This is a genomic window from Serratia sp. CY44782 (genome assembly GCF_052168715.1).
Lineage (GTDB): Bacteria > Pseudomonadota > Gammaproteobacteria > Enterobacterales > Enterobacteriaceae > Serratia > Serratia nevei.
In genome coordinates this window covers 1-20466 of sequence record NZ_JBJNME010000010.1, presented here as the reverse complement: position 1 = coordinate 20466, position 20466 = coordinate 1, and the positions used below count along the sequence as shown (strand labels likewise).

Genomic DNA, 20466 nt, shown 5'->3' with positions numbered 1-20466 from the left:
GATTAACAGTTAGTCAATTATAGGATAACAGTGTTGTCAATCTCCCCTACCTACAAATGAGACCTCTGTATGAGCAAAACTTACAAGATTGCCGCTATCCCCGGGGACGGTATCGGGCGGGAAGTGTTGCCGGAAGGCATACGGGTATTGCAGGCGGCGGCGGCGCGCTGGGATCTGTCGCTGGAATTCGACACCTTCGAGTGGGCCAGCTGCGACTACTACCAGCACCACGGCCAGATGATGCCCGATGATTGGTTTGAGCAGCTCAAAGGCTTCGACGCCATCTATTTCGGTGCCGTCGGCTGGCCGGATACGGTGCCCGATCACATTTCGCTGTGGGGTTCGCTGCTGAAATTCCGCCGCGACTTCGAGCAGTACGTCAACCTGCGCCCGGTGCGGCTGTTTCCCGGCGTGCCCTGCCCGCTGGCGAACAAACAGCCGGGCGACATCGATTTCTACGTGGTGCGCGAAAATACCGAAGGGGAATACTCCTCGCTCGGCGGGCGGATGTTCGAAGGCACCGAACGCGAGATGGTGATCCAGGAATCGGTCTTCACCCGTCAGGGCGTGGACCGAATTCTGAAATACGCCTTCGAGCTGGCGCAGCAGCGCCCGCGCAAACGCCTGACCGCCGCCACCAAGTCCAACGGCATGGCCATCAGCATGCCGTACTGGGATGAGCGCGTGGCGGAGATGGCGCGCCAGTACCCCGATATCGCCTGGGACAAACAGCACATCGATATTCTGTGCGCGCGCTTCGTGCTGAACCCCGAACGCTTCGACGTGGTGGTGGCCTCCAACCTGTTCGGCGATATTTTGTCGGATCTCGGCCCGGCCTGCACCGGCACCATCGGCATTGCTCCGTCGGCCAACCTGAACCCGGAGCGCAACTTCCCGTCGCTGTTCGAACCGGTGCATGGCTCGGCACCGGACATTTTCGGCAAGAACATCGCCAACCCGATCGCCATGATCTGGAGCGGCGCGATGATGCTGGACTTCCTCGGCGACGGCGATGCCCGTTACCGCCAGGCGCATGACGGCATCCTGCAGGCGATCGAGCGCATCATCGCCGACGGGCCGCGCACGCCGGACATGCGCGGCGATGCCTCCACCCAGCAAGTTGGCCAGGCGATCGCCGCCCTGCTGCAACGCTAAGCATCACCGATTTTCCTGCGCAGGGCGCGTTTTCGCGCCCTGCTTTGCCACGTCCGTTTTTCCGCTTCGATCGCCGCCGCAAATCCGCTGAAAACCACCGCAGAAAGCACGCCAATACCCCGGTCAAGATCACAACAAATTGTTTACATACTGTGTTTTATCCTTTTACAGATACCCCAATTGTGGCCCTCCTGTAATTTGTGCACACTCGAAAATGTTAATGAAGAGTAAATATTCTCGGCGGCGTTCTGCCGGGGCGTTTGCTCCTCGCGGTGTAACAAAACAAAGGGTTCAAACCAATAAGGCCCGGGCGCACCCTACGCTTCGCGCACCGGCCCACCACCGATAACAGGAGTTCACTCCCATGCAGAGCAACCCTAAAAAGGATGTCACGCTCATCGCCATCAGCCTGTGCAGTATTGCGCTGATCGCCATGTGCCTGATGCTCTTTCCGGCTCAATCCGCGCTTATCGCCAACACCATTTTCAACGGCGTCACCCGGCTGTTCGGTTCAACCATTCAAATCCTGGTGCTGATCGCCCTGCTGGTGGTGCTGTATCTGGCGTTGAGCAAATACGGCAACATCCGCCTCGGCGAAGGCAAACCGCAATACTCCACGCTGGCCTGGCTGTTCATGTTCATCTGCGCCGGCCTCGGCTCGTCCACCCTGTACTGGGGGGTAATGGAGTGGGCGTATTACTACCAGACGCCGGGGCTGAACATCGCGCCGCGCACCCCAAAGGCGCTGGAATACAGCATCAGCTACTCCTTCTTCCACTGGGGCCTGAGCGCCTGGGCGACCTACGCCCTCGCCTCGCTGATCATGGCCTACCACTTCCACGTGCGTAAGAACAAAGGGCTCAGCCTGTCGGGGATCATTTCCGCCATCACCGGCGTGCGCGCCAACGGCCCGATCGGGCGGATAGTGGATCTGATTTTCCTGGTCGCCACCGTCGGCGCCCTCACCATTTCGCTGGTGCTGACCGCCTCCACCTTTACCCGGGGGCTGACGGCGCTGACCGGCATCCCCGACAATTTCGTGGTGCAGGCGACGGTGATCCTGCTGGCGGCGGTGATTTTCTGCCTCAGCTCCTACATCGGCATCGACGGTGGCATGCAGCGCCTGAGCAAAATGGTCGGCTGGGGCGCTTTCGTCTTCGCCGGGCTGGTGCTGCTGGTCGGCCCCACCGAGTTCACCATCAACAACACCATCAACGCCATCGGTCTGACGGCGCAAAATTTCCTGCAGATGAGTCTGTTCACCGATCCGATGGGCGACGGCAGCTTCAGCCGCAGCTGGACGGTGTTCTACTGGCTGTGGTGGATCTCCTATACCCCGGGCGTGGCGATGTTCGTCACCCGCGTCTCGCGCGGCCGCAAGATTAAAGAGGTGATCTGGGCGCTGCTGCTCGGCAGCACCCTCGGCTGCTGGTTCTTCTTCGGCTCGCTGGAAAGCTACGCCATGCACCAGTTCATCAGCGGGCAGCTCAACGTGCCGGAGATCCTCAGCACCCAGGGCGGCGAAACCGCCGTGCAGATGCTGCTGACGGCGCTGCCGCTCGGCAAGCTGTTCCTGGCCGCCTATCTGTTCATCATGATCATTTTCCTGGCCTCGCACATGGACGCGGTGGCCTACACCATGGCCGCCACCAGCACCCGCAACCTGCAGGAGGGGCAAGATCCCAGCCCGATGCTGCGCCTGTTCTGGTGCGTGGTGATCACCCTGATCCCGCTGTCGATCCTGTTCACCGGCGCCTCGCTGGACACCATGAAAACCACGGTGATCCTGACCGCGCTGCCGTTCCTGCTGGTGCTGCTGGTGAAAACCTACGGCTTCGCCCGCTGGCTGAAGCAGGACTACGCGGCCATTCCGGCTCACCTGATCGAAAGCAGCGCGCCGGCGCTGCCCGAGGCGCCGCCGGCCGCCGAACTCTCCGCTCCATCGTCGTATCAACCGCGCCCTATGGCGAAATGACAATAAGAAAAGAGGAAGGTTAACTTATGAGCACTCTGATCCCTGAATTTACCTTACCGAAAGATTTCTGCGCCGACGCCCGCGAGGCTTACACCATTCCGGCCCGGTTCTATACCCACCAGGCGGCGTTCGAGCACGAAAAAGAGCAGGTGTTCGCCACCAGCTGGATTTGCGTGGCGCACCGCAGCGAGCTCGCCGAACCGAACGACTACATCACCCGCGAGATCATCGGTGAAAACATTCTGGTGGTGCGTGGCCGCGACAAAGTGCTGCGCGCCTTTTACAACGTCTGCCCGCACCGCGGCCACCAGCTGCTGGCGGGCGACGGCCGGGCGAAAAACGTCATCACCTGCCCTTATCACGCCTGGGCGTTCAAGCTGGACGGCGAACTGGCACACGCGCGCAACTGCGAAAACGTGCAGAACTTCGATAAGGAAAACTCGCACCTGATGCCGGTGCGGGTCGAAGAGTACGCCGGGTTTATTTACGTCAATCTGGACTCGCAGGCCGGCGCGGTGGAAGACCAGCTGCCGGGTCTCGGCGCCAAAGTGCGCGAAGCCTGCCCACAGGTCGACGATCTCAAGCTGGCGGCGCGCTTCGTCACCCGTACCCCGGCCAACTGGAAGAACATCGTCGACAACTACCTCGAGTGCTACCACTGCGGCCCGGCGCACCCCGGCTTCGCCGACTCGGTGCAGGTCGACCGCTACTGGCACACCCTGCACGGCAACTGGACGTTGCAGTTCGGCTACGCCCGCCCTTCCGAGCAGTCGTTCAAGTTTGAAGAGGGTAAAGAAGCCAGCTTCCACGGCATCTGGCTGTGGCCGTGCACCATGTTCAACATGCCGCCGCTGGAAGGCATGATGACGGTGATCTATGAGTTCCCGGTCGATGCAGAAACCACCCTGCAGCACTACGACATCTACTTCACCAACGCCGATTTGAGCGACGAGCAGCTCAAACTGATCGACTGGTACCGCGACGTGTTCCGCCCGGAAGATTTGCGGCTGGTGGAGAGCGTGCAAAAAGGCCTCAAATCGCGCGGCTATCGCGGCCAGGGGCGCATCATGGCCGACGGCGCCGGCAGCGGCGTCAGCGAACACGGCATCGCCCACTTCCACAACCTGCTGGCGCAGGTTTATCAACCCTGATGCGACGGGGCCCACGGGCCCCCTCCCCCTGACTTGTGAGGTTCTTTGTGAATATTTCCGATCGGGCGCTATTCCGCCAACAAGCCTACATCAACGGGCAATGGCGCGATGCCGACAACCAGGAAACCCTGCCGGTGAGCGATCCCGCCACCGGCCAACTCATCGGCAGCGTGCCCAACATGGCGACGGCCGAAACCCAACGGGCGATCGACGCCGCCCAGCAGGCGCTGGAAGGCTGGCGCGCGCTGCCGGCACAGCAACGCGCGCAGCTGCTGCGCCGCTGGTTCGAACTGATGCTGGAACACCAGCAGGATCTGGCCAGCCTGATGACGCTGGAGCAAGGCAAGCCGCTGGCGGAGTCGCTGGGCGAGATCCGTTACGCCGCCTCCTTTATCGAATGGTTCGCCGAACAGGCCAAGCGCACCAACGGCGACATCATTCCCTCGCCGAGCGGCGATAAACGCCTGATGGTGCTGAAGCAAGGCATCGGCGTGTGCGCGGCGATCACGCCCTGGAACTTCCCGGCGGCGATGATCACCCGCAAGGCCGCGCCGGCGCTGGCGGCCGGCTGCACGCTGGTGGTCAAACCCGCCAACGAAACCCCTTACTCGGCGCTGGCGATGGCCGAGTTGGCCGAGCGCGCCGGCATTCCCGCCGGGGTGTTCAACGTGGTGACCGGCAACTCGCAGGCGATCGGTGCCGAGCTAACCCGCCACCCGCAGGTGCGCAAGCTGAGCTTTACCGGCTCCACGCCGGTGGGCAGGCTGCTGATGCGCCAGAGCTCGGACACCATCAAGAAAGTGTCGCTGGAGCTGGGCGGCAACGCGCCGTTCATCGTGTTTGACGATGCGGACATCGATGCCGCAGTAGAAGGCGCGCTGATCGCCAAATACCGCAACGCCGGGCAGACCTGCGTTTGCGTCAATCGGTTCTACGTGCAGCGCGGCGTTTACCCACAGTTCGCCGAGAAGTTTGTCGCCCGCGTGGCGGCGCTGCAGGTCGGCAACGGCTTCGAACCCGGCGTACAGATCGGCCCACTGATCAACCGCAAGGCGCGCGACAAGGTGCTGGAGCTGCTCGATGACGCGCTGAGCAAAGGCGCTCAGGTGCTGACCGGCGCTACGCCGCACGCGCTGGGCGGCAATTTCTTCACGCCGACGGTGCTGGGCGACGTGCAGCCCGGCTCGCTGCTGCTGGAAGAAGAGATCTTCGGCCCGGTCGCGCCGCTGGTGGTGTTCGATGACGAAGCCGAGGCGATCCGCCAGGCCAACGACACCATTTACGGCTTGGCCGCCTACTTCTACACCCGCGATGCGGCGCGTATCTGGCGCGTTTCGGAGCGGCTGGAGTACGGCATGGTCGGCATCAATACCGGCCTTATCTCCAACGAGGTAGCCCCATTCGGCGGGGTGAAGCAGTCGGGCCTGGGGCGTGAAGGCTCCGAATACGGCATCGAAGACTATCTGGAGCTCAAATACCTGTGCCAGGCGGTATAACTTTTTCATGCGCGGGGACGCCCGCGCTTTGGAGCCAATGAATGACCAGCTATCAGATGCTTGATGTTCGCGTCGTCGACATCGAACCCGTCACCGCACAGGTCAAGCGCTTTACCCTGGCGGATCCGCAAGGCCGGCCGCTGCCCGCCTTCAGCGGCGGCAGCCACATCATCGTGCAAATGCAGGACGGCGAGCAGCGTTACAGCAACGCCTATTCGCTGCTGAGCTCACCGTTCGAGCTCGACCGTTACCAGATCGCCGTGCGCCGTGAGTCCCCTTCCAAAGGCGGTTCCGACTTCATGCACGATCGGCTGGCAATCGGCGATACGCTGACCATCAGCCCCCCCAATAACCTGTTCGCACTGGCGCCGGAGGCGCAGCATCACGTGCTGATCGCCGGCGGCATCGGCATCACGCCGTTTATGGCCCATCTGCACGAGCTGCAGCGCAGCGGGCAACGCTATCATCTGCACTACTGCTTCCACAGCGAGGAACACAACGCCTTCCAGCAGCAGCTGACGCAAGCGCCGTTCACCGACAACGTCAGTTGCCATGTCACCAGCCTTAACGGCCGGTTGGATCTGGCGCGCACGCTGGCCGACGTGGAGCCCGGCGCCCATATCTACGTCTGCGGCCCGGCGGCGCTGAATGAAGCGGTTTACCGGACCGCCGCCGAACTGGGCATCGCCCCCGGTCGCTTGCACAGCGAAGCCTTCGCCGCCGAAGACACGGCGGGCGGCGCCTTTACGCTGGTGCTGGCCCGCTCAGGTATTGAGCTTGAAGTGGCGGAAGACATGACCATCCTGCAGGCGCTGGAAAACAGCAAGGCGGCCAAGGTCGAGTGCCTGTGCCGCGAAGGCATCTGCGGCACCTGCGAAACCCGCATCGTCGAGGGGGAAGCCGATCACCGCGATCAGTATCTCAGTGACGAAGAGCGCGCGGCGCAGCAAACCCTGTTGATCTGCTGCTCGCGCGCCAAAGGCAACCGGCTGGTGTTGGATCTGTAAACGGAGCGCCCGCACCCGCGGGCGTCCTGATTAGGCTTTCGGGAATATCCACAGATGCTCAGCCGGCAGGGAGAGCCGGCACAGCGCCTGATCGCGCGCCTCGTGACCATAGGCGCGCACTACAAAATCCTCGGCCACGGTGCGGAACAGGTACTCCCAGCGATCGCCGAGATACATGCTGGTCAACAGCGGCAGCTCAAGCTGGTTGCCCTGCGGATCTTCGCCCAACCGCACGCGCTCCACGCGGATCACCGCCGAGCCCTCCTGGCCAACCTGCACGCCTTCGCCCGCTTTGCCCCACAGCGCCCAGTCCTTGCCTTCGATGCGCGCCCGGTCGCCTTCCAGCGCCACGATCTTGCCCGGCAAGCGGTTGTTGCTGCCCATGAACTCGGCGGTGAACAGCGTGGTGGGTGAACCGTACATCTCCTGCGGCGTACCCTGCTGCTCGATTTTGCCGTTATTGAGCAGCAGGATGCGATCGGAGATGGCCATCGCCTCGTTCTGATCGTGGGTCACCATCAGCGCCGACAGGCCGAGCTTGATGATCAACTCGCGCAGGAATACCCGCGCCTCTTCGCGCAGCTTGGCGTCAAGGTTGGACAGCGGCTCGTCCAGCAGGATCACCGGCGGGTTGTAGACCAGCGCACGCCCAATCGCCACGCGCTGCTGCTGGCCACCGGAAAGCTGGTGCGGATGGCGCTTGGCCAGATGCCCCAACCCGAGCTGATCCAGCACCGCCTGCACCCGCTGGGTGATTTCCGCCGAGGCGATCTTACGCAGCTTCAGCGGGTAAGCGACGTTCTCAAACACCGTTTTATGCGGCCACAGCGCGTAGGACTGAAACACCAGCCCCAGGTTGCGCTCTTCGGCGGGAATTTCGCTGCGCGCGCTGCCGTTGTACACTGCGCTGTTGCCGATAACGATTCGCCCCTGGCTCGGTTTCTCCAGCCCGGCCACCGCCCGCAGCAGCGTGGTTTTGCCGCTGCCCGACGGGCCCAGCAGCGAGACCACTTCGCCCCGTTTCAGCTCCATCGACACCCCTTTCAGCACCGGGTTGTCGCCATAGGTCAAATGCAGATTCTCTACCGAAAGTTCAATCATGTAGTTTCACTCCAAAGCGCAAGGCGATCCCCAACCCCAGCACCACCAGCAGGATATTGATGAACGACAGCGCGGCGACGATATCGATAGCGCCCGCGGCCCACAGGGAAACCAGCATTGAGCCGATGGTTTCCGTGCCCGGAGACAGCAGATACACCCCGGTAGAATATTCGCGCTCAAAGATCAAGAACATCAGCAGCCAAGAGCCGATCAGGCCGTAGCGCGACAGCGGAATGGTGACGTGGCGAGTGATCTGGCCGCGGCTGGCGCCGGCGCTGCGCGCCGCCTCCTCCAGCTCCGGCCCCACCTGCAGCAGCGTGGAAGAGATCAGCCGCAGGCCGTAAGCCATCCACACCACGGTGTACGCCAGCCAGACGCTGAAGATGGTGCTGCGCAGCGAACGCAGCCAGACAATCCAGTTAGCACGCAGCCACTCGGCCATCGGCAACGCCGACAGCCAGCCCTCCTTGAGCGATTTGTCCAGCCACATCGGCAGGAACAGAAACACCCACAGGAATGCCAGACCGGCCAGCAGCCCCGGCACCGCACGCGGCACCAGCACGCTGTAGTCGAGGAAGCGCGTGGCGCCATCCGGCTTGCGGTGCATGGCGATGCCGATAAACAGGTAGCACGCCACCGCCAACGCCCCGCCGATCACCCCGATCGCCATTGAGTTGACGATGGCGCGCAGCAGGTTGGGCTGTGCCCAGATGGTGCGGAAGGTGTTGATCGACAGCTCGTCCCAAACAGACACGCCCACGCCCCAGTTGGAGATAAAGGCGCGCAGCACCACGCCGATCAGCGGCACGCCGATGGTGACGGTCAGCCAGAACACCACCACCGCGCCGGCCACCCAGCGCCATTTGCCCAGCGGCAACGCGCGGGCCTGCGAGGCTTTGCCCTTGACGGTGACGAAACGGTTGGCGGTACGCATCAGCCGGCGCTGCAGCATCACCAGCGGAATGGTGATGCAGATCAGCACCACCGCCACCGCCGCCATCAGGTGGTAAGACGGCGTGCCCAGCTTGTTGGTCAACTGGTAAAGGTAGGTCGCCAGCACCAGGTTGCCCTCCGGATCCCCCAGCACCAGCATCAGGCCGAACACTTCCAGCCCGAGGAAGAACAGCAGCACTCCGGCATACAGGATAGACGGCCGCACCATCGGCAGACTGACGGCGGTCATGACCTGCAGCGGCGTGGCGCCGGCGGTGCGCGCCGCTTCTTCAACGTCGGAGCCCACGCTGCGCAGCGCCGAGGAGATATACAGATACGCGTGGGGCACGTGCGTCAATCCGGCAATCACCACGATGCTGGCCATCGAATAGATATTCCACGGCACGAAGCCCAGCAGCGCCTCCGCCCACAGCGAGAAGAAGCCCACCGGCCCCGCCGCTACCACATAGCCGAAGCCCAGCACCATCGGCGACACGAAGATCGGCACCAGAATCAGCGGCTCGATGATCCGCCGCCCCGGCAGATCGGTGCGCACCATCAGGAAGGCCAAAATGCCGCCGAGTGGGATGGCGATGATCACCAGCCCGAATGCCAGAATAAAGCCGCTCTTCAGCGCCTTGTAGAAATCCGGATCGGTAAAGATGAACTCGAAGGCCTCCAGGCTGAAGACCTTGGAGGGAGAGAAGAATGGTGCCGAGAGGAAGCTTTGAATGATGATAAACGACAGGGGGACATAGATAACCAGTGCGGTTATCAACACCACCAGGCCGCGCGGCAGGCTCTGCCACTTTCTGCGCCATGCTTGCATAAATGCTCCCTATGGTTGTAAACGCCGACCAAAGGGCGCGCGCCTCTAAGGCAGGCGCGCGTCCGAATGCAGTCCCTGTTATTTCGCCGCAGCGGCGCGCCACTGTTTGATGTAGTCGAGGCGTTTGGCCGGCTGCAGGTATTCCAGCAGGCTATCGTCGACCGGAATCGGCTTGAGCGCGTTGCCCAGCAGCTTGGTCATGCCGTCAATGTCGTTCTTGCCTTCGATGTCGTTGCGGATCGAGGGGATATCCGCCTGATTGGCGAGAATATTTTGCCCTTTTTCCGACAGCACGTAGTCGAACCACAGCTTGGCGGCGTTAGGATTGCCGGCCTCTTTGCTGATGAAGCTCACGCGCGACAACACCAGGGTATAGTCTTTCGGATAGACGATGCCGAGCGACGGATCGCTCTTGGCGCGGGCCTCGGCGTACGAACCGAGGATATTGAAGCCGATCAGGTTTTCACCGGAGGAGACGCGCTCCATCATGGTGCCGGTGGAGGATTGTACCGCCAGCCCGCCCTTGGCCACGTCGGCCAGCGTTTTGAAGTAGTTAGGATCGGCCTTGAAGTCCTGCACCGACAGCATGAAACCGACGCCGGATTTTTCGATGTCGTACGTAGTGACTTTCTTCTTGAATTTGTCCGTCTGGCCGGCGATCAGTTTAGCCAGCGCCGCGTGCGAATCCGGCACATCACCTTGCGGGATCAGGCGTTTGTTATAGATAAACACCACCGGCTCATAGGTGGTGCCATACACCTTATCTTGCCATACCGCCCATTTCGGCAGCTGGGCCTGTTCGGGGGAGGTGTATTCCTGTGCGTAATCGCCCGCCAGTTTCAAAATGGTGTCCATCGACGAGCTCCACACCACGTCGCCGCTGGTGCCGCCGGCCGCCTGCTCGCTGATGAAGCGGTTATACAGTTCGGTACTGTTCATGTCGTTGTATTCCACCTTAATGCCCGGATACAACGCCTCGAACCCCTGGATCAGCGGCGCCGCCGCCTTGGTGTCGGTGGTCGAGTAAATCACCACCTTGCCTTCTTTCTTCGCGCCGTCGACCAGTTTCTGATAGTCGGCGGGGTAGCCCGCCGGGAAGGCCGCATAGGCGGAAACGGAGCCCAGTAAGGTGATTGCAGCTACGGTAGCGCTGATTTTTCTCATCATCATCCATCCCCTGATCACATTTAATAAACCAAAAATTAACATATAGTTAATAAGTGTGACGAGGCAACGGCGTTGCTTTGTTATCTTTCGGTTTTGTGAGGTTGGCCGTTTTTCAGCCAATAAAAAAGCCCGGCAGCGCGGGCTTTACGGCACTTCCTGTTGCAGACTATTCGGCCAGGCGAGAGCGCCGCAGCAGGCGAATTCGCTGTACGATGGCGACTCCCAGCAGCGTCAGCACAAACCCCGCCAGCTGCAGCAGCGACAGCGCCTCGCCAAACAGCGCGTAAGCCTGCAGCGCCGCCGCCGGCGGCACCAGCAGCATCAGCGCGGTAATCCGAGTCAAGTCGCCGTGGCGCACCATCCAGATAAACAGCGCGGTGCCGCCCAGCGACAACACGCCGGCCGACCACAGCAGAGAGAACCACAGCGTCGGCGAATTGTCCCAGGCAGCGGAGCCCATCACGGCCGCCAGCACGCCGGTCACGATCGCGGCGCCGAGGTGCTGAATGGCGCCTGCCGCCCGCAGATCGGCCGCCGCCAGCGAAGACTTCTGCACCATGATGCCGATCGTCAGCGCGACGATGCTGCCAAAGCCCATCAGGATCGGCAACAGCGCCATATTGCCGACGTCGATACCGGTCAGCCGAGGGGAGAGCACCAGCGCAACGCCGATAAAACCGACCGCCAGCCCGGCCCAGGAACGCAACCCTATCGATTTGCGCAGCACCAGCGCGAAAATCAGCGCGGTGAACAGCGGCTGCAATCCGCCAATGAGCGACATCACCCCGGCCGCCAGGCCGTTCGCCACCGCCCACCAGCTTGCGGCGAGGTAAACGCCGTTCATCAGCATGCCGGTCAGCAGGTGCATCACGAACTGTCGCCCCTTGGGCCAGGCGCAATGCAGCGCCAGCAGGGCGAATACCGCAGCGGCGATCAAAAAGCGAAAAGTCAGGAAAAGGTTGGGATCGGCATGATCCGCCACCGCCCGCGCGGCAATAAAACCGGTCGACCAAATTAATATCAGGAAAAACGGCGCGATAAATGCCTTTCGCCGATCGCGTTTTTCGCGCTGGGTTATTTCCATATCACTACCTGAAGAATGCGATTGATGAATTAATGCGGAGCATAATACTACCCAATTTAACACCAGCTTAACAGCATCGACGCCGGCACCCACGCCTGCGTGATGAACACAATGGCGGGAAATGACGAAGTTTCAATTTTATATAATTCACTAAGCTTATAATTAATTCCACCACGTTACGACAATGTAAATTAATTGCTACATCAGGTATAACTATTCCCCTATTGGCGGCGTTGTCGGAATAATTCCCCTTTGCTAGCCTTCCTGAAGCCACTTAATTAACTGGACTGACTCATGGCCGAAATCACTGATTTTATGAAACTGGATATGCGTATTGGCGAAATTATTTCCGTGGAATATAACGACAAGGCGTTAAAGCCCGCCTATAAGCTGCGCATTGATTTCGGCGAAGAAATTGGCATTAAAAACAGCTCGGCGCAATTATGCGAAAACTATCAGGAAGATGATCTGCTCGGCAAAAAAGTCATCTCCGTCGTTAATTTCCCCGCCAGGCGGGTTGCTGGATTTAAATCCGAAGTGCTGGTACTTGCCGCGGTCACCCGGGATCAAGGCACCGTCTTGCTGAAAACCGATTTCGACGTGGAGATCGGCAGCAAGATTTTATAATCGCCACATCATTCGTGAGGCCACCGAGAAATGCGACAGTTATCCCTGCTTGATGAAGTTAAGAAGGCGTATCAGGAACACCGTTCAGCCTTTATCCCCGGTGCCACCATGCAAGCGATCCTGCTGGCGCTGGGCGCGCGGCCGGAAGATTTCGCCAAGCTGCAGCAGGTCAGCGGCAATCTGGCGGACGATCCCACGCTGCCTTTCCGCAAGTCCAGAAACGGCCGCTTCTGTTTCGACTTCGATCGCGCCCAGATTGAGCGGCTGGAGTTCCAGCCCTTCGTGCTCTCGGTCGAGGAAGACTTCATCCGTTACGATTCGGGAAAGGTGCGCCACTTCCGCGGCATCAACGACGATCTGCAGTTGAATACGGCATTCCAGGCGCTGATGAAATTCAAAGCCTACGTGATCGATGGCGTGAGCGTGACGCCGCGCGCCCGGCTTAATCAGGAGATCAACAAGTTCGTCTGCACGGTGTTCAACCTGCGCACCGTCACCACGCCGCAGATGCTGGGCGAACCGGCTCTGGAAGGCGTGCACAGCGACGGCGTCGACCACACCATGACGACCTTCCTTGGCTGCGACAACATGACCGACGACAGCGCCAAGACCTTTATTCACGATATGCGCGAAACCAGCGGGATCAAATTTGATCGGGCCCGGCCGGAATGGATTTTGGGCGAAATACAGCATCGGCATTTCCTCGATACCCTGCTGATTGTCGATCATGAACGCAAACACAGCCTCTCACCGGTGGAAGCGCAGGACAAACGCCGGCATTCGACCCGCGATATGCTGATCTTTTTCACCCGCAAACCGGTCGAAGACGGCCACGTCTCTTTCGCGTATGACTCTTTCAAACCGCATATCGAAATCCCGCTGTCGATAGACATGGTGGCGCGCGCGAGCTAACGCGCAGCCGGGCCGGCCGCCATGATCCCTCTGTGCGGCCGGTTCACGCCAGGATAAACAGCGCTGGATTAATCAGGTTTTTGTCGCCGAATTATTATATCCTGCCGGACGAAAATTTTGCGGGCGCTCGCTGCCCTCTGCGCCTGCCCTCTGCAGTTATCCATTCCGCAGCAGGCCGTTTATTTCATGAATACAGGCAGTGCCATACCGTTATGACCAAGAATTTATCCCCGAAAGACATTATCGCCCTGGGCTTTATGACCTTCGCCCTGTTTGTCGGCGCCGGCAACATCATTTTCCCCCCGCTGGTGGGGCTGCAGTCCGGCGAACATCTGTGGCCGGCCGCCCTCGGGTTTATGGTGACCGCCGTAGCCTTGCCGGTGATCGCCGTGATCGCGCTGGCGCGCGTCGGCGGCAGCATCAGCCTGCTGACCGGCCCTATCGGCCGCACCGCCGGCCTGCTGTTGGCGACCGTCTGCTATCTGGCGCTCGGCCCGCTGTTCGCCACGCCGCGAACCGCCAATGTCTCTTTCGCCCTCGGCATCGCGCCCTTCACCGGCGACGGCGCCCTGCCGCAGTTCATCTACAGCCTGCTGTTCTTTACCCTGGCGATGATCGTCTCGCTGTATCCCGGCCGGTTGCTCGATAACGTCGGCCATATTCTGGCGCCGCTGAAAATCCTGGCGCTGGCCGCGCTCGGCATCGCCGCCCTGGTTTGGCCCGCCGGTGAACCGGTCTCCGCCATCGGCAGCTATCAGGCATCGGCGTTTTCCACCGGCTTCGTGCAGGGTTATCAAACCATGGACACGCTGTCGGCGCTGATGTTCGGCTCGATTATCGTCACCGCCGCCCGCTCGCGCGGCGTCAGCGACAGCGGCCTGCTGCTGCGCTACACCCTGTGGGCCAGCCTGATCGCCGGCGTCGGCCTGACGCTGGTCTATATCTGCATGTTCAAACTCGGCGCCGGCAGCGGCAGCCTGGTCGAGAGTGGCGCTCAGGATGGCGCGGCAATCCTGCACGCTTATGTGCAACACACCTTCGGCGATCTGGGCAGCGTCTTTATGGCGGTGCTGATGTTCATCGCCTGTCTGGTGACGGCGGTCGGCATGACCTGCGCCTGCGCGGACTTCTTCTCTCGCTACCTGCCGCTCTCTTACCGCACGCTGGTGGTTATCCTCGCCCTCTTCGCCATGCTGGTCTCCAACATGGGGCTGGCCAACCTGATCCGCGTCTCGCTGCCGGTGCTGACGGCGATCTATCCACCTTGCATCGCGCTGGTGTTGCTCAGCTTCAGCCAGAACCGCTGGCGCAGCGCCAAGCGCGTCTTCGCGCCGGTGATCGCCACCAGCCTGGTGTTTGGCCTCGCCGACGGCCTGAAGGCCTCCAGCTTCAGCGGCCTGCTGCCCGCCTGGTTCGATAAGCTGCCGCTGGCCGAACAGGGTCTGGTCTGGCTGCAGCCTACGCTGCTGGTGCTGTTGCTGGCGGCGGCTTACGACCGGTTGCGCAGCGTCGAAAGCGCCAACGCCGCGTCGTAAGCGCAGGTTGCGCCCATAAAAAAAGGTTCATCGCGCTTTAGCGTGAACCAATAGAAAACCGCAGTCAGAACGTTTAGATTTGTATTCGCCAAAACACACCCTAAACTTGAGCCTGTACATAATTTGTGTAATTGCCTGATTTTGATATGTTCAACTCAACATCAAAAGAAGGTTGATTTATGGACGAAAACAGTTGCAGGCTCTGGCTAACGAACTGGCCAAAAACCTTAAAACCCCTGAGGATCTCAACCAGTTCGATCGCCTGCTGAAGAAAATCAGCGTCGAGGCGGCGCTCAATGCCGGAATGACCCATCACCTCGGCTACGATAAAAATCAGCCTAAACCAGCGACCAACGCCCGCAACGGCTATACCCAAAAGACCGTTATCACTGGCGATAGTCCGCTGGAGCTCTACGTACGCCACGCGATCGTGATAGCTCCTTCGAACCTCAACTGGTTAAAAAGAACCAGACCCGGATCACGGGGATGGATAACCAGATTTTATCCTTATATGCCAAAGGAATGACCACCCGCGAGATCGCCGCCATGTTTAAAGAGCTGTATGATGCTGATGTCTCGCCGGCTCTGATCTCAAAGGTGACGGATGCCGTCATTGAGCAGGTTGTCGAATGGCAAAATCGGCCACTGGATGCTGTCTATCCCACTGTTTATCTTGATTGTATCGTTCTGAAAGTTCAGCAAGATAGTCGCGTCATCAACAAATCCGTGTTCCTGGCGTTGGGTATCAATATTGATGGCCATAAAGAGTTTCTGGGTATGTGGTTGGCTGAAAACGTGGGGGCAAAGTTTTGGCTGAATGTGCTGACAGAGCTGAAAAACCGTGGTCTGAACGACATTCTCAGTGCCTGTGTTGATGGGCTGAAAGGCTTCCCGGACGCCATCAACGCGGTGTATCCGCAGACACGCATTCAGCTGTGCATCGTGCATATGGTACGCAACAGCTTGCGGTTCGTCTCCTGCAAGGACTATAAGGCCGTCACCCGCGACCTGAAAGCCATCTACCAGGCTGCGACAGAAGAAGCTGGCTTGCAGGCGTTGGAAGCGTTCCCCAGCGCCTGGGACAGCCGTTACCCACAAATAAGCCGCAGTTGGCAGGCAAACTGGGCCAACCTTGCCACGCTTTTCACATATCCAGCTGATATCATTAAGATTATATACACAACGAACGCCATCAAGTCGCTAAATAGCGTAATCAGACACGCGCTGAAAAAGCGCAAAGTATTCCCGACGGATGACGCTGTCAAAAAGGTGGTGTGGCTGGCGATCCAGGCAGCCTCGCAAAAATGGACCATGCCGTTGAAGGACTGGCGTATGGCAATGAGCCGCTTTATTATCGAGTTCGGTGACCGCCTGGACGGTCACTTCTAAGCAAAGGCATTTACACAGAATGGTGTACAGGATCCCTTTTTACCGAATTGCCGCTTAGAGATGACACCATCCAGGGGGAAATGAGAACCAATTAATATTTTGCCTCGTTTGTCAACCAATCAAGCTCTCTGCCTGTAAACATAGAAACGCTGATCAGCCAACCAGTATCAGCGTTCCACCGAATTTTCTATTAAAGCACAGTATAAACAATACGTTGTGCTTATGTTGGAAGAGTTGCCTTCATTTAGCTTGCCTCGTTTCCTTAGTAAAGACAGACGAAAATAACCATCAATAGCTTGTTGTGTGTGATGCCTTACACAAATGAGAGTGATAATCATTATCTTGACGAGCAAGCAGGGACACCATAAAGTACGCCTAGCTGTATGCATATACAGTTATTTTGATTTCAACTATCATTTAAAGGGGAACTGTACTGTGGCTCGATATGAAGATACAACTCAATATGAACGCGATGTAATGACTTCAATGGGGTACTATTGGAATGGGCATGGATGGCAGCGAGGTTTTGATCTCTCAGATGGCAACATGGTTGTTGAAGGATGGGTTGGTGACGGTTTGCCTGATAGACAGAAGGAATTGAGTAATATTACCCATATTTGGGATCAAAAAATTTCCGATATTAATAAACCGATAAGTGCTTTTGATCCTGAAGATGATGATGTCACGCCATTCAGTAATGAAGCCAAAAATAGTTTTCGTGAAGATTCAGATAAAGCCATCGATTTTTCTGCTAAAAAAGAAAATGACCTTGATAACCAAATCAAGGAAATGCAAAAGGATATTGATACATTAAGCAAGAAATCCGAAAATAATCAACAGACTGAATTCGAAAAAGCAAACCTCAATGCTATTATTAGTAAGTTAAAGGTAAGTAAAGAACGTCTCACTGTTCTGCGAAATGAAGCTAATAAAAGAAAAGTGCAGCAAGAATATTTAAAGCTGAATAATGAAGATTGGTTCTTCTCCAGAGAAAAACCCACGTCCTGGGTTAGGGAACAACAATCATTAAATAGAAATGAAATGGGTAAAAAACAGGAAGAAGTGAAGAAAATCCAATCAGAAATTGACACGGCCAAACAAAATGTTGAACGTTTGGAAAATGAGCAGCGTGAAAAGGAAAGTGAGGTAAATAGACTTAAAGATTTAGACTTGTCTACCGAAGTCGGTTTAAATCATGCTGAGAGTGAAGCTCATCAAAACGAAAGTAACGCACAACAAGCGATTAATGATGCGCAAAATCGTATTAATCAGGCCAACAACGATAGGGTAACAGCGGAGAGTGTAGCACGAGATAACGAAAACAAAGCGGCACAAGCTGAAGCAAAGAGAAAAAAGCATCAAGATCTTCTTGATGAATTCGTAAAATGGAACACAGAAGTTGATTATGGTAAAGAAGCATGGTGGAAAGAATTTAATGGCGCAAGTGACCTGATCTCCAGTTTGGAAAATGAAAGAAATACAGCAACAAATGCGATGAATGCGGCAAGAGACTCAGCAAATAAGGCTGCCAGCCGTCTTGAACAGGCCGAGCGAGATAAGATCAATGCGGAGAATGCGCTTAACAATGCGCGGAAAACGCTTGCAGATGTTCAGGCTAAAAAAGAGGCTAATGCAAAGGCTAAAAAAGATGCCGAAGCTAAAGCCGAAGAGGATCGGGTTAAGGATGCATTAAAAGCCACCGCTGATTTCTATAAAGAGACAACGGAAAAATTTGGTGAACAATCTGCCAAGGTAGCCAAAGAACTGGCTGATGCCGCAAAGGGCAAAACCATCAAAAACGCGGATGAAGCATTAAAAGCATTTGAGAAGTACAAGGATGTGTTGAATAAAAAATTCAGTGTTAAAGATCGAGAAGCTATCTCTCATGCGCTAGAGTCGCTTAAACGTGATGAAATGGCGAGGAATTTCGCCAAGTTCAGCAAAGCATTTAAATATATTGGAAATACAATCGATGTATATGATACAGCCATGGAATTAAAAAAGGCTGTAGAAACAGATAACTGGCGGCCATTTTTTGTTAAATTGGAATCCTTAGCCGCTGGACGTGCCGCCACTGCCATTACTGCATTTGCATATAGTATTATTCTTGGCACACCATTAGGTATCTTCGGTTTTGCCATCATGATGACACTGGTCAGTGTCTTCGTTGATGAAAAATTTGTGGAGAAGATAAATAGTGCACTTAAAATCTGAATAAACAAACACCTAGCCAATTCGGGCTAGGTGTTTTGCTAATTTATATGCTGAAAATCCCAAAACCATTGGAATTGCGAACACGAAACAAAATATAAAGAGTATGGCCTGTAAACTTCCACCTGTGGCACTTGTAAAAAAATCTTTTTCCCAAAATTCCTTCCTGGCAAATAATAAACCAATTTTCGTCATTATTTTATTAGAAAATGGATACAATAATCCACTTGTGATAGAGAAAATTAACATGTATGTTAATTTTTGGTTTTCTTGGTTGATTTGCCAATCTAAATAAACGAGCAATATGGGGATTACACCCCAAACCATTTTTTTTAGGTAATATCCCCAAGTCATTGTTACCTTGCTCCAACTGTAATACAAGTGATTATCATTATCGTTTTATAGCGCAAAGAAGTAAAGTTTACCGCAACACTCCAGACTCTTCGGTAAAACGTCCATTCTACCGAAACGCGCGAAAACTGACCGCACGGGCACGTTAGCGGCCGCGCTCCTGTGCCTGGTACGGCGCTTTTGCTACCCTGTCGCGGACCGGGGCGGGATCCCCCCACGGGAAAAAAAGCCACCGGCATACCGGTGGCCATAGGTTAGTGCTTCAGCAAAAAACGGTGATAGCCGGCTGCTGCATTCGGTGACATGGGAATAGAATCCTTGTCGGCGTCGGTCAGGTGGATCACCTCACCTTCCTCAACCTCAGCCGCTATTCGTCCACCGTCGACATGCTCACCGCGGTCGTAGCGATCGTAGCCGCGGCGTTCTCCGGAGAGTCTGAAGCACGAAACAGCGTTCCGTCGACGCTCAACACATGTAATCCATGAAACGCCTCCTTACCCAGTGCTGCAGGCAACCATGCTTCATTACAGGCATGAAAAAGATACCGGAGGGGAGCTTCCCCTAGGCGCTGACGCGCCGCCGTAAGGACACTGGGGGCGGGGCCTGGTAGCCGTCATCGGGTTGAAGAACAATGTCGAGATGGTGGCAAACATCTTTAATGGACAAATCGCGCAGCACGCCCATCATCAGAATGAGCCAGACAGCCTGCTCAGCGGGAAGGCGACGTCGGCGGATACTGGCCTTGTTGCATGCGGTAAGGGCCTGATGTATCTAGGCAGAATCGAGCGAACGAGAAAAGGCATCAAGCTCAGAAGGGCAAACATCAACAACGAAATCCATATCGTGTTCAGACATAAAAAATCCGGAATCAGAGGGCTGAATCCGGATTGTCTCTTACTGAGTGGATCGTTCAAGTGTTCTTAAACGATCGGCATTAGGTCACGATGACCGGCTTTTTTATCGGCTTGCGCCAGGCCGCTTACTTCAGCAGCGCCTGCGCCTTGGCCACCACGTTGTCCACGGTGAAGCCGAACTCGGCGAACAGCTGCTCCGCCGGCGCCGACTCACCGAAGGTGGTCATGCCCACGATGGCGCCGTTCAGGCCCACGTACTTGTACCAGTAGTCCGCGATACCCGCTTCCACCGCCACGCGCGCCGTTACCGCCGCCGGCAGCACCGACTCGCGGTACGCCGCATCCTGCTTGTCGAACGCGTCGGTCGACGGCATCGACACCACGCGCACCTTGCGGCCCGCTGCGGTCAGCTTGTCCGCCGCTTCCACCGTGATGCCCACTTCGGAGCCGGTGGCAATCAGGATGACGTCCGGCGTGCCCGCGCAGTCTTTCAGCACGTAGCCGCCGCGGTACACGTTCGCCAGCTGCTCTGCGGTGCGCGGCTGCTGGGTCAGGTTCTGGCGCGAGAACACCAGCGTGGTCGGGCCGTCGTTGCGCTCGATGCCGTACTGCCACGCCACCGCCGATTCCACCTGGTCACACGGGCGCCAGGTGCTCATGTTCGGGGTCACGCGCAGGCTCGCCAGCTG

Annotated in this window: 16 protein-coding genes and 1 pseudogene; 10 read left to right on the top strand and 7 right to left on the bottom strand. The window is 57.5% G+C overall.

Going from position 1 to position 20466, the window contains the following annotated elements:
• Positions 1-69: 69 nt before the first annotated feature.
• From ACJ8HT_RS19005 to ACJ8HT_RS18985, 5 genes are all read left to right on the top strand, one after another.
• The gene (locus tag ACJ8HT_RS19005) at positions 70-1155 is read left to right on the top strand and encodes a tartrate dehydrogenase (RefSeq protein ID WP_004931578.1); all 1086 of its coding nucleotides are present in this window, start codon (positions 70-72) and stop codon (positions 1153-1155) included.
• Between the two features lie 364 nt (positions 1156-1519).
• Complete coding sequence (locus ACJ8HT_RS19000; protein ID WP_194572528.1) at positions 1520-3130, top strand: BCCT family transporter; 1611 nt, start codon at positions 1520-1522, stop codon at positions 3128-3130.
• 26 nt (positions 3131-3156) lie between these two features.
• Positions 3157-4281, top strand: a complete 1125-nt coding sequence (locus ACJ8HT_RS18995; RefSeq protein ID WP_194572527.1) for an aromatic ring-hydroxylating oxygenase subunit alpha — start codon at positions 3157-3159, stop codon at positions 4279-4281.
• 47 nt (positions 4282-4328) lie between these two features.
• Positions 4329-5777 carry an NAD-dependent succinate-semialdehyde dehydrogenase gene (locus ACJ8HT_RS18990; RefSeq protein WP_049199308.1) on the top strand — a complete coding sequence of 483 codons (1449 nt, stop codon included), beginning with the start codon at positions 4329-4331 and terminating at the stop codon, positions 5775-5777.
• A 41-nt stretch (positions 5778-5818) separates the two neighbouring features.
• Positions 5819-6784: a 2Fe-2S iron-sulfur cluster-binding protein gene (locus ACJ8HT_RS18985; RefSeq protein WP_197653248.1), complete on the top strand. Its 966-nt coding sequence runs from the start codon at positions 5819-5821 to the stop codon at positions 6782-6784.
• A gap of 30 nt (positions 6785-6814) precedes the next feature.
• On the opposite strand, the gene ACJ8HT_RS18980 is transcribed toward ACJ8HT_RS18985, so the two are convergent.
• From ACJ8HT_RS18980 to ACJ8HT_RS18965, 4 genes are all read right to left on the bottom strand, one after another.
• A complete protein-coding gene (locus ACJ8HT_RS18980) occupies positions 6815-7885 on the bottom strand; it encodes an ABC transporter ATP-binding protein (protein WP_194572525.1) in 1071 nt (356 codons plus the stop codon).
• Complete coding sequence (locus ACJ8HT_RS18975) at positions 7878-9647, bottom strand: ABC transporter permease (RefSeq protein ID WP_004931567.1); 1770 nt, start codon at positions 9645-9647, stop codon at positions 7878-7880. The genes ACJ8HT_RS18980 and ACJ8HT_RS18975 overlap by 8 nt, the downstream gene beginning before the upstream one ends.
• Positions 9648-9725: 78 nt before the next feature.
• A complete protein-coding gene (locus ACJ8HT_RS18970; RefSeq protein WP_197653249.1) occupies positions 9726-10814 on the bottom strand; it encodes an ABC transporter substrate-binding protein in 1089 nt (362 codons plus the stop codon).
• Between the two features lie 166 nt (positions 10815-10980).
• A complete protein-coding gene (locus ACJ8HT_RS18965; RefSeq protein ID WP_194572522.1) occupies positions 10981-11898 on the bottom strand; it encodes a DMT family transporter in 918 nt (305 codons plus the stop codon).
• 294 nt (positions 11899-12192) lie between these two features.
• Between ACJ8HT_RS18965 and ACJ8HT_RS18960 the strand changes: the two genes are divergently transcribed.
• The 5 genes and pseudogenes from ACJ8HT_RS18960 to ACJ8HT_RS18940 all read left to right on the top strand — a co-directional run bounded on the left by ACJ8HT_RS18960 (position 12193) and on the right by ACJ8HT_RS18940 (position 18575).
• Entirely contained in the window at positions 12193-12525 is a 333-nt protein-coding gene (locus ACJ8HT_RS18960) for a tRNA-binding protein (RefSeq protein ID WP_048234649.1), read from the top strand.
• A gap of 30 nt (positions 12526-12555) precedes the next feature.
• Positions 12556-13437, top strand: a complete 882-nt coding sequence (locus ACJ8HT_RS18955; RefSeq protein ID WP_038871106.1) for a 2OG-Fe dioxygenase family protein — start codon at positions 12556-12558, stop codon at positions 13435-13437.
• A 212-nt stretch (positions 13438-13649) separates the two neighbouring features.
• Positions 13650-14972, top strand: a complete 1323-nt coding sequence (gene brnQ / locus ACJ8HT_RS18950; protein ID WP_194572521.1) for a branched-chain amino acid transport system II carrier protein — start codon at positions 13650-13652, stop codon at positions 14970-14972.
• A 175-nt stretch (positions 14973-15147) separates the two neighbouring features.
• A pseudogene (locus tag ACJ8HT_RS18945) lies at positions 15148-16361 on the top strand (IS256 family transposase).
• Between the two features lie 435 nt (positions 16362-16796).
• A complete protein-coding gene (locus tag ACJ8HT_RS18940; protein ID WP_341534891.1) occupies positions 16797-18575 on the top strand; it encodes a colicin-like pore-forming protein in 1779 nt (592 codons plus the stop codon).
• Between the two features lie 12 nt (positions 18576-18587).
• Here ACJ8HT_RS18940 and ACJ8HT_RS18935 read toward each other — a convergent pair whose 3' ends face one another.
• The 3 genes from ACJ8HT_RS18935 to ACJ8HT_RS18925 all read right to left on the bottom strand — a co-directional run.
• Complete coding sequence (locus ACJ8HT_RS18935) at positions 18588-18953, bottom strand: colicin E1 family microcin immunity protein (RefSeq protein WP_195873817.1); 366 nt, start codon at positions 18951-18953, stop codon at positions 18588-18590.
• Between the two features lie 531 nt (positions 18954-19484).
• Positions 19485-19658 (bottom strand): transposase domain-containing protein, encoded by a 174-nt coding sequence (locus ACJ8HT_RS18930; RefSeq protein ID WP_342144918.1) that lies wholly within the window; start codon positions 19656-19658, stop codon positions 19485-19487.
• 244 nt (positions 19659-19902) lie between these two features.
• A partial coding sequence (locus ACJ8HT_RS18925; RefSeq protein ID WP_442520134.1) for a transketolase-like TK C-terminal-containing protein occupies positions 19903-20466 on the bottom strand: 564 nt, incomplete at its 5' end.

Bases quoted from the DNA above. Each gene is read 5' to 3' on its own strand.
- ACJ8HT_RS18965 (WP_194572522.1), bottom strand. From the start codon at position 11,898: ATGGAAATAACCCAGCGCGAAAAACGCGATCGGCGAAAGGCATTTATC.
- ACJ8HT_RS19005 (WP_004931578.1), top strand. From the start codon at position 70: ATGAGCAAAACTTACAAGATTGCCGCTATCCCCGGGGACGGTATCGGG.
- ACJ8HT_RS18970 (WP_197653249.1), bottom strand. From the start codon at position 10,814: ATGATGAGAAAAATCAGCGCTACCGTAGCTGCAATCACCTTACTGGGC.
- ACJ8HT_RS18975 (WP_004931567.1), bottom strand. From the start codon at position 9,647: ATGCAAGCATGGCGCAGAAAGTGGCAGAGCCTGCCGCGCGGCCTGGTG.
- ACJ8HT_RS18985 (WP_197653248.1), top strand. From the start codon at position 5,819: ATGACCAGCTATCAGATGCTTGATGTTCGCGTCGTCGACATCGAACCC.
- ACJ8HT_RS19000 (WP_194572528.1), top strand. From the start codon at position 1,520: ATGCAGAGCAACCCTAAAAAGGATGTCACGCTCATCGCCATCAGCCTG.
- ACJ8HT_RS18960 (WP_048234649.1), top strand. From the start codon at position 12,193: ATGGCCGAAATCACTGATTTTATGAAACTGGATATGCGTATTGGCGAA.
- brnQ (WP_194572521.1), top strand. From the start codon at position 13,650: ATGACCAAGAATTTATCCCCGAAAGACATTATCGCCCTGGGCTTTATG.
- ACJ8HT_RS18955 (WP_038871106.1), top strand. From the start codon at position 12,556: ATGCGACAGTTATCCCTGCTTGATGAAGTTAAGAAGGCGTATCAGGAA.
- ACJ8HT_RS18980 (WP_194572525.1), bottom strand. From the start codon at position 7,885: ATGATTGAACTTTCGGTAGAGAATCTGCATTTGACCTATGGCGACAAC.
- ACJ8HT_RS18995 (WP_194572527.1), top strand. From the start codon at position 3,157: ATGAGCACTCTGATCCCTGAATTTACCTTACCGAAAGATTTCTGCGCC.